General features: G+C 75.7%; 10 protein-coding genes. 4 read left to right on the top strand and 6 right to left on the bottom strand.

Annotated elements, in window-relative coordinates; genetic code table 11:
• Positions 1-52 precede the first annotated feature (52 nt).
• On the top strand, positions 53-3550 hold the full coding sequence (locus ACIGXJ_RS12210) for a BTAD domain-containing putative transcriptional regulator (RefSeq protein ID WP_399643496.1): 3498 nt from the start codon (positions 53-55) through the stop codon (positions 3548-3550).
• A gap of 133 nt (positions 3551-3683) precedes the next feature.
• Here the strand turns inward: ACIGXJ_RS12210 and ACIGXJ_RS12215 are convergent, their stop codons facing one another.
• Together ACIGXJ_RS12215 and ACIGXJ_RS12220 are read right to left on the bottom strand one after the other, a co-directional pair.
• Positions 3684-5372, bottom strand: coding sequence for a bifunctional 3'-5' exonuclease/DNA polymerase (locus ACIGXJ_RS12215; RefSeq protein ID WP_399643497.1), 1689 nt, complete (start codon positions 5370-5372; stop codon positions 3684-3686).
• A gap of 82 nt (positions 5373-5454) precedes the next feature.
• Positions 5455-6198, bottom strand: a complete 744-nt coding sequence (locus ACIGXJ_RS12220; protein ID WP_399643498.1) for a Clp protease N-terminal domain-containing protein — start codon at positions 6196-6198, stop codon at positions 5455-5457.
• Positions 6199-6236: 38 nt separating this feature from the next.
• On the opposite strand from ACIGXJ_RS12220, the gene ACIGXJ_RS12225 reads away from it, so the two are divergent.
• The gene (locus ACIGXJ_RS12225) at positions 6237-7385 is read left to right on the top strand and encodes a DUF2786 domain-containing protein (protein ID WP_399643500.1); all 1149 of its coding nucleotides are present in this window, start codon (positions 6237-6239) and stop codon (positions 7383-7385) included.
• Positions 7386-7396: 11 nt separating this feature from the next.
• Here the strand turns inward: ACIGXJ_RS12225 and ACIGXJ_RS12230 are convergent, their stop codons facing one another.
• Positions 7397-7906, bottom strand: a complete 510-nt coding sequence (locus ACIGXJ_RS12230) for a DUF4232 domain-containing protein (RefSeq protein WP_399643502.1) — start codon at positions 7904-7906, stop codon at positions 7397-7399.
• Positions 7907-8041: 135 nt separating this feature from the next.
• On the opposite strand from ACIGXJ_RS12230, the gene ACIGXJ_RS12235 reads away from it, so the two are divergent.
• Entirely contained in the window at positions 8042-10354 is a 2313-nt protein-coding gene (locus tag ACIGXJ_RS12235; RefSeq protein WP_399643504.1) for an FUSC family protein, read from the top strand.
• A 53-nt stretch (positions 10355-10407) separates the two neighbouring features.
• Here ACIGXJ_RS12235 and ACIGXJ_RS12240 read toward each other — a convergent pair whose 3' ends face one another.
• The 3 genes from ACIGXJ_RS12240 to rpmB all read right to left on the bottom strand — a co-directional run bounded on the left by ACIGXJ_RS12240 (position 10408) and on the right by rpmB (position 11563).
• A complete protein-coding gene (locus ACIGXJ_RS12240; protein WP_399643505.1) occupies positions 10408-10899 on the bottom strand; it encodes a hypothetical protein in 492 nt (163 codons plus the stop codon).
• Positions 10900-11021: 122 nt separating this feature from the next.
• The gene (rpsN, locus tag ACIGXJ_RS12245) at positions 11022-11327 is read right to left on the bottom strand and encodes a 30S ribosomal protein S14 (protein WP_399643507.1); all 306 of its coding nucleotides are present in this window, start codon (positions 11325-11327) and stop codon (positions 11022-11024) included.
• Entirely contained in the window at positions 11327-11563 is a 237-nt protein-coding gene (gene rpmB, locus ACIGXJ_RS12250) for a 50S ribosomal protein L28 (protein WP_399643509.1), read from the bottom strand. The genes rpsN and rpmB overlap by 1 nt, the downstream gene beginning before the upstream one ends.
• Positions 11564-11625: 62 nt before the next feature.
• Between rpmB and rpmG the strand changes: the two genes are divergently transcribed.
• A complete protein-coding gene (rpmG, locus tag ACIGXJ_RS12255; RefSeq protein ID WP_030361075.1) occupies positions 11626-11790 on the top strand; it encodes a 50S ribosomal protein L33 in 165 nt (54 codons plus the stop codon).
• Positions 11791-11792 lie beyond the last annotated feature (2 nt).

Genomic DNA, 11792 nt, shown 5'->3' on the forward strand with positions numbered 1-11792 from the left:
TCCGCAGGGAGCGCGGCCGCCCGGGGCGCGCGGAGAGGCAGTGGAGCGGCGGATGGGGGCACCTCCCTGCTCAAGCGGAGACGAGAGCCCGGAGGAGCGGCGGGGACCACGGTCCGGGCCGCCGTTCGCGCTGCGTTTCGGGCTGCTCGGGTCGCCCGTCCTGTACGACGACGGCGGCGGGGCCGGGGCGTGCGGTGCACCGGGCTGCGCCGTGCGGACCGTGCGCAGCGGCAAGGTGCGTTCGCTGCTCGCGGCGCTGCTGCTGGAGGCCGGGCGCGTGGTCCCGGTCGACTCGCTCAAGGACGCCCTGTGGGGCGGCGCACCGCCCGTCTCCGCGCACGCCTCGTTGCACAACCACGTCGCCCGGCTGCGCCGGCTCCTCGACGACCCCGAGCGGCTGCGCGCCGTGCCGCCCGGCTATGTGTTGCGCGTCGAACAGGGCGAGTTGGACATCCACGTCTTCGACGCACACGTCACCGCGGCCCGCGCGGCCCACGCCGCCGGGGACTGGGAACGGACCGTTGGCGAGTGCGGCGCCGCGCTCGCGCTCTGGCGCGGCACGCCGCTCAGCGGGCTCCCCGCCGACCTCGGCGGCTACGCCTTCGTGCAGCGCCTGACCGAGGCGCGGCTCCTGCTGCTCGAATGGCTCTACGACGCCCAGCTCGCCGTCCCCGGCGGCCGGCCGGACGGCCTCGTCCCCGAGCTCGCGGCCCTCGCCGCCGAACACCCGCTGCGCGAGGCCTACCACCGCCAGCTGATGCTCGCCCTGCACGCCACCGGCCGCCAGGCCGAGGCCCTCGCCGTCCACCGGGATCTGCGCGCCCGTCTCGTCGACGAACTCGGCGTGGAACCGGGGCCCGCCGTGCGGGAGGCGCACCTGGAGGTGCTGCGCGGCGAGGGCGGCCGCCCTTCGGCGGGACCGGCCGCCCGCACGGCCACCGGGACGCAGGAAGCAGCCGCGGACCCGCATCGTGGCGCGGACCCGCGCCAGGCCGCGGACCCGCATCGTGCCGCGGACTCGCGTCAGGCCGCGGACCCGCATCGTGCCGCGGACTCGCGCCACGCCATGGAGCCGCACCGGGGCACGGACCGGCACCCGGCCTCGGACCCGCACTCGGCCTCCGGCCCGGCCGGCGACCCGCCCCCGGCCTCCGGCCCGGCCGGCGACCCGCCCCCGGCCGCGAACCCGCACCGGGCCACAGGCCCGCACCCCGCCACGGACGCGCTCCCCGCCGCCCGCCCGGCCTCCCAGGAGACAGCCGACGCACCCGGCCGGGACGCCGACGCCGACGCCGGCCCGATCACGGACGCCGGCACCGCCCCCGCCCCGGCGCCCGCCCCGAGCGCCGCACCCGTCCGCCCGGACCCGGCCGGAGCCCCCCTCACCCCCCGCCCCGCCCAACTGCCACCCCCGCCGGCCCACTTCACCGGCCGCACCCGTGTCCGCGACGACCTCCTCGACACGCTCGCCCGGCCCTCCGCCGTCACCGTCGTCAGCGGGATGGCCGGTGTCGGCAAGAGCGCCCTCGCCCTGCACGTGGCCCATGGCCTGCGCGAACGCTTCCCCGACGGGCAGCTCTACGTGAACCTGCACGGCGCGACCCCGGGCATGACCCCTCTCACCCCCGGCCAGGCCCTCGCCGCGCTGCTGCGCGACCTCGGCACCGAGCCCCGCCGTATCCCCGAACACCCCGACGCGGCTGCGGCGTTGCTGCGCTCGCTGCTCGCGCCCACCCGCACGCTCATGGTGCTCGACGACGCCGAGAGCGCCGCGCAGGTCCGCCCGCTGCTGCCGGCCGGGCCCGGCTGCGCGGTGATCGTCACCAGCCGGTCGCCGCTGACCGCGCTCGACGGAGCCGTCCGTTTCCCGCTCGCGCCCCTCAGCGACGAGGACAGCGCCGCCCTGCTGCGCGCGATCTCCGGCCGCGACGGACTCGACGCCGGTCATCCGCTCGTCGGGCTCACCGGCCGCCTCCCGCTGGCCCTGCGGGTCGTCGCCGCGCGGCTCGCCGCCCGCAGTGCCCTCACCCCGGAGGTGCTGGCCGGCCAACTGGCCGCCACCCAGGGGCGCCTGCACCACCTGGAGTACGACGACCTGAGCGTGCGGCGCTCACTCGCCGTCGCGCACGAGGCGCTGGCCGCGTCCGACCGGGAGGCCGACCGGGACGCGGCCGCCGCCCTGGGCCGCATCGGCGCGCTCGACCTGCCCGCTTACGGCGCCCCGCTCCTGGCCCGGCTGCTGGGCACCGACGAGCGCCGTGCCGAGGCCGCGCTCGACCGGCTGGTGGACGTGGCGCTGCTGGAGGAGACGGCGTACGGCCGCTACGCCCCGCACGACCTCGTCCGTGACTTCGCCCGCGAACTCGCCCACAGCGGGCAGGCCGGCGACACCGCGCGGGTGGCGCTGCGCTGGTACGCGGCGGTCGCCGAACGCGTCCTCACCACGATCCTCGAACCCGGCCTCGACCAGGACGACCGCCGCCGCCCGACCGCGGCGCAGCGCGCCGAACACGCGGCCGACGTCGCCGTCGTACCGCCCTTCGACTGCCCGGAGGCCGCCTTCGCCTGGGCCGACAAGGAGCTGGAGAACGTGGTGGCGCTGGCGGAGCGGTACGCCGACGAGGACAGGACCGCGGCCGAACCCGGCCCGCCCGACACGCACCTCGCCCACCTCTCCACGCTGCTGCGCCTGCTCTTCCCCTGCCTGCACCGCAGCGGCCGGGTCGCCGAGATGGAGGTGCTCGGGCGGGCCGCGCTCGCCGTGGCCCGGCGGCTCGGGGACCCCGCGGCCGAGGCGTACGCGCTGGGCGACCTCGCCGGCCTGCACTTCCTCACCGGGCGCCAGCAGGACGCGCTCGCCCTCAACGACCGCGCGCTGGAGATCTGGCGGCGACTCGGCGCGGTCACCCGTATCCGGCGCTGCCTGAACAACCGCGGCCTGCTGCTCGAAGGGCTGGGCAGGCACGCCGAGTCGGGGGAGGCGCTGCGGCAGAGCCTGGAGTACTCGCGGCAGTTGAACGACCCCCAGGGCGAGGCCGTCACCTACAGCCACCTCGGCAACCTCTACGAGCACACCGACCCGCGGGCGGCCATCGAGCAGCACCGGCGCTCGCTCGCGATCGGCGTCGAGATCGGCGCGGTGATCGTGCAGCACTCGGCGCACTGCAACATCGGCTACGCCCACCTCACCCTCGGCGAACCGCACGCCGCGCTGCCCCACTTCGAGGAGAGCCTGCGCATCCTCGGCGGCCACGGCGACTGGCACGGCGAGTCGCAGACCCGGCTCGGCCTGGTGCGGGCGCTGCGGCTGCTCGGCGACACCGGGCGGGCCGGGCGCGAGTGCGCCGAGCTGCTGAGCCGCGCCGACGCCCGCGCCGACGGCTACACCGGTGCTCTCGCCCGCCACCAGCACGGGCTCCTGCTGCGCGAGCACGGCCGTGACGACGAGGCGTACGCCCAGTGGCGGGCCGCGCTCAGCGCGCTCGACGGCACCGACGAGAAGGCCGTCGTGGCGGAACTGCGGGAGCTGCTGACCGAGCGGAGGGCCTGAACCGCGCTGCGGCAGCCGCACCGGCCGAGCCCCTCGGCCGCACCTCCCGAGCACCAGCCGAGCACCAGGCGCACGAGCCCGCTACCCCGCCTCCCGCTACCCGCCCCCCGCCCCCTGGCGGCCCCAACCACCCTCACTTGGCGTCGGCATAGCACTCCACCACCGCCGTGGTGAAAGGAAACCGCACCGGCGTCTCGCCGAAGGTGAGCCGTCCCGCCAGGTCGGACGCCTCCCTGATGGCCCGGACGACGGTGTCGGCCTCCTGCGCCGGGCAGTGCACGATCACCTCGTCGTGCTGGAAGAACACCAGCTCCGCCGAGAGGTCCGCGCAGGCCCGGCGCAGCGCGGCGAGCAGCAGCAGGGCCCAGTCGGCGGCGCTGCCCTGGACGACGAAGTTACGGGCGAAGCGGCCCCGGGCCCGCGCGTTGGTGGAGGCGTAGCCCGGCACCCACTCCTGCCCCGCCGAGGGCTGCGGGTCGTCGTCCTGGGGGAGCCCCGCCTCCTCGGCGGCGTCGCCCGTGCCGGCGGCCGGGGGGCAGGTGCGGCCCAGCCAGGTGCGCACCAGGCGGCCCTCCTCGCCCGCGCGGGCCGCGTCGTCGACGTAGGCCACCGCCTTGGGGAAGCGGCGTCTGAGCGCGGCGAGGTTCTTCAGGCCGTCCCCGGAGGTCTGCCCGTACACCGCGCCCAGTACGGCGAGTTTGGCCTGGGCGCGGTCGCCGGAGAAGGCGCGGTCGGAGACCGACTGGTAGAGGTCGGTCTCGCGGCCGGCCACCTCCATCAGCCCGGGGTCGCGGGAGATGGCGGCGAGCACGCGCGGTTCCATCTGGTCGGCGTCGGCGACGACCAGCCGCCAGCCGGGGTCGGCGACGACGGCCCGCCGGATGACCCGGGGGATCTGCAGGGCGCCTCCGCCGTTGGTCACCCAGCGGCCGGTGACGGTCCCGCCGGCGACGAACTCCGGCCGGAACCGCCCCTCGCGGACCCAGTCATGGAGCCAGGACCAGCCGTGGGCGACCCAGATGCGGTAGAGCTTCTTGTACTCCACGAGCGGCTTCACGGCCGGGTGGTCGATCGTCTCCAGCTCCCAGCGGCGGGTGGAGGAGACCTTGATCCCGGCCTGGGCGAAGGCCTTGACCACATCGGCCGGCAGGTCGGGCCGGACCCGGCGCCCGAACGCGGCGGACACGTCGTCGGCCAGCTCGGCCAGGCGACGCGGCTCGCCGCCGCCCGCGTACCGCTCGCCGAGCAGTTCGTGCAGTACCGCGCGGTGGACGTCGGCGCTCCACGGCAGCCCCGCGGCGTTCATCTCGGCGGCCACGAGCATGCCCGCCGACTCGGCGGCGGTCAGCAGCCGCATGCGCTCCGGGTGCGCGGTCGCGTCATGCCTGCGCTGCTGCTCGGCGTACACCTCGATCAGGTCCCGCAGCGGTACGTGGACGCCCTGCGGCTCGAACAGCGGGGACTGCGCGCCCGGTTCGGCGGCGCGCTGCGGCGGGTCGGGCGGTACGGGCCCGCCGCGCAGCCGGGCGAGGGCGGCGGCGGCCGACCGCGGTTCGCCGTACCGCCCCTCGTGGCCCAGCAGCAGCGTCTCTGCGTCCTCGATGTCGTAGCACCGCTCCACTCGCACCCCCGCGGCGAGCAGACGCGGGTAGACCTCGGCGGTGGACCGCCACACCCACCGCGCCACGCCGGGCCGCCCCCGCACGGCCCGGGCCGGGTCCGGCTCCCACACCACCGGCCCAGCGGGCAGCCCGTCGGGCCCGAGGGGGGCGACCTCCACGCCGCCGTCCTCGGCCGGACCAAGTGCCCACCGATCGGCCATGCTGCGAGTGTGACACCGGGGTCTGACAATCGAACGTCGGCAGGATCGCGCGCAAGGAGCGCGGGGGCGCCCCCCGGCTAGGTCAGCTCTCCCCGGCCGCCTCGTCCCGCTCGGCGGCCAACTGGGCCAGCGCCTTCGACACGTACGACTCGACGGCCCCCTTGGTGAGACCCGCTCCGCTCAGCACCCCCTGCCCGTTCTCGAACTCCAGCAGCGCCAGCAGCACGTGCTCGGTCCCGATGTAGTTGTGCCCGAGCCGCAGCGCCTCCCGGAAGGTCAGCTCCAGCACCTTCTTGGCGTCGGGCCCGTAGGGCACCAGCTCGGGCGCGTCCTCCACGGCCGGGGGCAGTGCGGCGTGGGCCGCCTGGCGGACGGAGTCCAGCAGGACACCCTGCGCCACGATCGCCTTCGCGGCGAGCCCCTCCGGCTCGGCGAGCAGCCCGAGGGCCAGATGCTCGGGCCGCCCCTCTGCGTTGCGCGCGGCGACCGCCTCGTTGTGCGCGGCCATGACGACGTTCCGCGCGCGGGGGGTGTACCGGCTGAAGCCCTGGCTGGGGTCGAGGTCGGCCGACTCCTTGGGCACGAACCGCTTCTGCGCGGCCTGCCGGGTCACTCCCATGCTCTTGCCGATGTCGGTCCATGAGGCGCCGGAGCGGCGCGCCTGGTCCACGAAGTGGCCGATCAGATGGTCGGCGACGTCACCCAGGTGTTCGCCGGCGAGCACGGCGTCCTGGAGTTGTTCGAGCGGTTCCGCGTGGACCTGCTTGATGGCCGCGATGAGGTCGTCGAGGCGTACGGAGGACGTGATGGCGGAGTTCTTCGTCATGTGTCAACCGTAGGTTGCACCCCTGAGGGTGTCAACCGATGGTTGACACCACCCTTGAGGTGACTGATGAGACCATCGGACCCGTGAGTACGCCCACCACGGTCGAACGCGCCTTCGAGGCCGCGCTCTACGGCGACGCCCCCGACAGCGCCCTCGACACCGCCGCCTCCCTTCTCGCCGCCGACCCCGCGGCGGACGCCGAGCTGGACCGAAGGGGCAGGGAGTTCGTCGCGGCGGCCTGGCGCCGTGGCTGGCAGCCCGCCGACCTCGTACGGATCGTGCGGCGGGAGCTGGACGACGTACACGTACGTCTGCTGGTGGCGCTGATCCGCGCGCAGGCGCCCGACGACCGGCCGCGCGGGCCGCGGTGGGCGGCGCAACTCGCCGAGCTGCCCGGGGAACTCCCGCGGCGCGCCGACCGTTTCACGTGTGCCACCGCGACCCTGGAGCTCTACCGCCTGCTGCTGAGGCTGCCCGCCCTGGAACCCCTGGACTGGCCCGAGGTCGCACCGCGGGGCGAGTCCCGCATGCTCGCCCGTATCCGCGCGCTGCTCGCCAAGGCCGAGGCGACCGGCTACCCGGAGGAGGCCGAGGCGCTGAGCGCCAAGGCGCAGGAGCTGATGGCGCGGCACAGCGTGGACGAGGCGCTGCTGGCCGCGCAGGCGCCCGACCCGGACGCGCCCGCGGCGTGCCGGATCGGGGTCGAGCCGCCGTACGAGCAGGCCAAGGCGGTGCTCCTGGACGCGGTGGCGACGGCCAACCACTGCCGCGCGGTGTGGAACGAGCCGCTGGGCTTCTCCACGGTCGTCGGCTTCGAGGGCGACCTGGAGGCGGTGGAGCTGCTGTACGCCTCGCTGCTCGTGCAGGCGACCTCGGCCATGACCCGGGCGGAGGCCGCGCAGCGCGCCGGCGGGCGCAGGCGCACCAAGACCTTCCGGCAGTCGTTCCTGGCCGCGTACGCGCACCGCGTCGGTACGCGGCTCGCGGCGGCCGCCGAGACGCAGGTCAGCGACGACCTGCTGCCGGTCCTGGCCACCCGCGAGGTGGCGGTCACCGCCGCGACCGACCGCCTCTTCCCGGAGACGACCACGAGCCGTCTGCGCGGGATCAGCGACGAGGCGGGCTGGACCGAGGGCGCCCGCGCCGCGGACCACGCGGAGGTCCGCTCCCGCCGCCGTCTGGGCTGACGCGCCGCCGCTCAGTCCCCGGCCTGCTGGAACGCCGTGAACGACGCCTGCGGCTTGTCCGTCCCGGCCACCGGCCCGTAGTCCGACCAGTCGAAGTCGCGCTGCTCGGACGAGCCCGGCAGGGCGATCCGCAGCGTCCGTACGGCCAGACTGTCCGCGCCCGCCCCGCCCCTGACGTAGGTCAGGGTGAAGGAGGCGGCCGCGCCCTCGGCGAGGGTGACCTTGCCGGCCGTCGCGGCCTTGTCCGCCGGGACGGCGACGGAGTGGTGGCCCGTGTCCAGGGCGACCCCGGGGAAGCCGTCCAGGGTGCACTCGGGGCCGGGGTTGGTGACGGTGACCGGCACGTTCCCGGTGTCCCCGGCGGCGGGCGCGACGTTCGCGGGGCCTACCTCGACGTCGATGTCGCCGATCGCGCACGCGCCGCCGGCGCGGGTCTTGCCGTCGTCCCCGCCCCCGCTGTCGCAGGCGGTCAGCGCGAGGGTCGCGGCGAGAGCGGTCACGGTGATGCGAAGGGCGCGCATGGCTGATCCTCAGTGGCTCGGTTCGATGCCCTTGGATCATCGCGCACCGCACCCGTCTTCGCGCACCACGCGCGTCCCCCCGAGCACCCGTGCCCTCCTCCGGTGCGTGCCCCATATGTCCCGTACGCTGACAAAATGAGCTGGTTCCGGGCGCTGAAAGAGACCTCGCGCTCGGGGATCCGGGTGGAACGGGCCCGGCTGGAGCCGCTGATCGCGTTGCGCGGGGCGGCGGGGCTGGCGATCACCATCGGCGTGTGTCTGTGGACGCTGGGGCCGGAGGCGGCGGCGAGCTCGGCGTTCGGGGCGTTCCAGGCGGCGATCGCCACGTTCCAGCGGAGCTGGCGGCCGCGCCCGCAGCTGGCGCTGGCCTCCGGGGCGAGCCTGGCGGTGTCGACGTTCCTCGGGTACCTGACGATCCCGCACCTCGCGCTGTTCCTCGCCCTGCTGGCCGTATGGACGTTCGCGTCCGGGCTGAGCTGGGCCGCGGGCCCGACGACGGGCCTGATCGCGTCCTCGAACGTGGCGATGATGCTGGTCACCGTCACCCTGCCGGCCTCGGTCGCGGACGCGGGCGTGCACGCCGCGACGATGGTCGCCGGCGGGCTGGTCCAGGCGGCCCTGATCGTGCTGTTCCCGGTACGGCGCTGGGGGCGCCGGCGGGACGCGCTGGCCGACGCCCTCGCCGCCGAGGCCGACTACGCGCGCCGGCTGCGGCAGGACCCGGTCGCGCCGTTCGACCCGGTGCCGCTGATGGAGGCCAGGGCCGCGGCCCTGCTCAGCCCGCGCGAGGCCCGCCGCCGCCCCGCCGAGCTGCGCGGCGCGCGCGGCCTCGCCGAGCGCATCCGCCCGGTCCTCGCCTCGCTCGCCGACCCGGCCGTCGGCGTCCCGCCCGAGGGTCCGCAACGCGACCGCGCGCGGGAGCTGCTCGGGGCCGCGGCCGCCGTCCTGGACGCCGCCGCAGGCGCCGTCCGCCACAGCATCCCCGTCGACCTGCCGCCCGCCGCGGTCGCCGCCTTCCGCACCCCGGACACCGGCTCGCTCCTCCAGGGCGCCCCCTACCGCGCGGCCGTCCGCCTGGGCCGCCTCCTCCAAGACGTGGTGGAGACGGCGGGCGGCGAACCGGCCGAGGGCCCGAGCCCCGCCGCCCACCTGCGCAGGCCGTCCCTGCCGTCCCTGGTCCCGGTGGCGCTGCGGGGCATGCGCGACGAGCTGCGCAACCGCTCCTCGCCCGTCACCCGGCACGCCGTCCGCGTCACCGTCGTGGCCTGCACCGGCTATCTCCTCGGCACCGCCCTGCCGTTCGGCCACGGCTACTGGGCGCCCCTCGCCGCCGTGATGATCATGCGGCCGGACTTCACGCAGACGTACAGCCGCGCGGTCGCGCGTTTCGCGGGCACGCTCGTCGGCGTGGCCGTCGCCACCGGCGTCCTCCAGCTCACCGGCGCCGACCCGGGTGCGTCCGGCGCGCTCGCGGTCGCCAGTGCCGCGCTGATGTACCTGCTGATGCGCACCGGACAGTTCGCCGCGCAGGCGTGCGTCGCGGCGTACGTGGTGTTCCTGCTCGGCATGGGCGGCGAGCAGTGGACGCAGACCGTGCCCGAGCGCGTGCTGCTCACCCTGCTGGGCGGAGTCCTGGCGATGGTCGCGTACGCCGTCTACCCGGCCTGGGAGACCCCGCGGCTGCGCGCGCACCTCGCCGACTGGCTGAGCGCGCAGGGCCGGTACGCCGCCGCGGTCGTACGGCACCACGCCGAGCCCGCCGACAGGTCCGCCGCCGACGTCCGCGAGGCGCTCCTCGCCGCCAGGGCCGCCCGCACGGCCTGGCACGCCGCGGTGGCCCGCGCCGCCGGGGAGCCGGTCCGGCACCGGGGCCTGTCCCGGGTCGCCGCCGACGACGCCGAGGAGGCGCTGACCCAGGCCGGCCGCGTGGCGATGCTCATGGAGGCCCACCTCCCGGAGTCCGGCGCGCCCCCGCTGCCGCCCGCCGCCCGGCTCGCCGACGCCCTGCGCGGCGCCACCCGGGCGGGCGCCCGCGCCGTACGGGAGCGCCGGGTGCCGGACTGGACGGCCGTACGGGACGCCCTGGAGGACCCCGACTGGGCCGGTGCCGGGGACACGGTCGTGCACCGGAGCGGCCGACTGCTGCTGCGGCACCTCACCGAGCTCTCCGAGGCGCTCGACACCGCCGTACCGCCGATGACGACGGGCGGGGAACGCGCCGGGGAAGGGGACGGCGGACGGGACGGGAAGCGGGAGGGGAAACGGGAGGAGAAGCAGGAGGGGAAGCGGGAGGGGAAACGGGAGGAGAAGCAGGAAGGGAAGCGGGACGGGAAACGGGACGGGAAACGGGAGCGGAAACGGGAGCGGAAACGGGACGGGAAGCGGGACGGGAAGCGGGAGGGGAAACGGGACGGGCGGCGGAACCCGAGGGGTTCCGCCGCCCGTTGAGTACGTCAGCCGTTGAGCACGTCAGCGCACCGGTTCCCGGCCCGCCGGTCGCCCTATTGCCCGAACCCCGCCGTCGGCAGGCCCGACGGCAGCTTGCCGCCCTCGGCGCGCTGGTAGGTCTCCTGGCCGGGTCCGCCGCTCCAGGTGACCTTCAGCGTGTCGCCGTCGACGAAGTCGACCGTCCCAGAGGTCCAGGGGTCGTCGCTCTCGGCGCAGGTCAGCCGGATCGACCGCGCCGAGGCCGAACCGCTGCACACGGAGCCCTTGGAGCCGAACAGGGCCGCCTCGTCACCGGTGATCACCAGCGCGACCGCGCTGCCGCCGGACGTGGTGATCCAGCTGCCCTCCAGCCCGTCCGCGGGGGAGGGCGTGCCGCCGTCGGTCTGCCGGGTCTGCGCCGCGGTCGGCGTGGCGCTCACGGTCGGCGCCGAGTCGTCGTCGGAGCCACCGCCGTTGCTGCACGCGCTGAGCAGGAGCAGGCTCGTCAGCGCCGCGGCCGCCGCGGCGAACCGTGGCCGCCCGCGCGCCACACGCGTGTACGTCACCGTATGCACTGCAAGCCTCCCAGGGTGAGCCGGTCGGACGCCTCGACGCGCAGCAAGCTACCAGCACGTAACCCGGGCGTCGCCGGTGCGCCCTGAGAGGACCCGCACCGCGTGCCCGCCCGCTACCAGGAGGACTTGCGCACGCCCGGCAGATGCCCCGCGTGGGCCTGCTCCCGCAGGGACACGCGCGAGAGCCCGAAGGTACGGAAGTACCCGCGCGGGCGGCCGTCCGTCTGGTCGCGGTTGCGCACGCGCGTGGCGCTCGCGTCGCGAGGCTGCCGGCGCAGTTCGCGCTGGGCGGCGAGGCGTTCGGCGTCCGTGGTGGACGGCCTGCGGATGATCTCCTTCAGTTCGGCCCGCCGTGCGGCGTGGCGGGCGACGGTCTGCCGGCGCTTCTCGTTCTTGGCGATCTTGCTCTTCTTGGCCATCAGACCTTCACCCCCCGCGCGCGGATGCGCGCCACCGCCGCCTCGACGCCGATCGCGTCGACCGTCCTGATCGCCTTGGTGCTCAACCTCAGCCGGACGTAACGGCCTTCGCCCGGCAGCCAGTAGCGCTTGGTCTGGATGTTCGGGTCGAAGCGGCGGGAGGTCCGCCGGTGGGAGTGGGAGATCGCGTTGCCGAAGCCGGGCTTGGCGCCGGTAAGCATGCAGTGCGCGGACACGGGTGATGCACCTCTCTCGAAGCCGATGTGTAAATGGAAATCATTTTCAGTAGCATAGCGCCATGGCACGCAACGAACTCCGCCCGGTCATCAAACTCCGGTCCACCGCCGGAACCGGCTACACGTACGTCACCCGCAAGAACCGCCGCAACGACCCCGACCGCCTGACCCTGCGCAAGTACGACCCGGTCGCCGGCCGGCACGTCGACTTCCGAGAGGAGCGCTGAAC

Source organism: Streptomyces sp. NPDC053367, assembly GCF_044545925.1.
Taxonomy (GTDB): Bacteria; Actinomycetota; Actinomycetes; order Streptomycetales; family Streptomycetaceae; genus Streptomyces.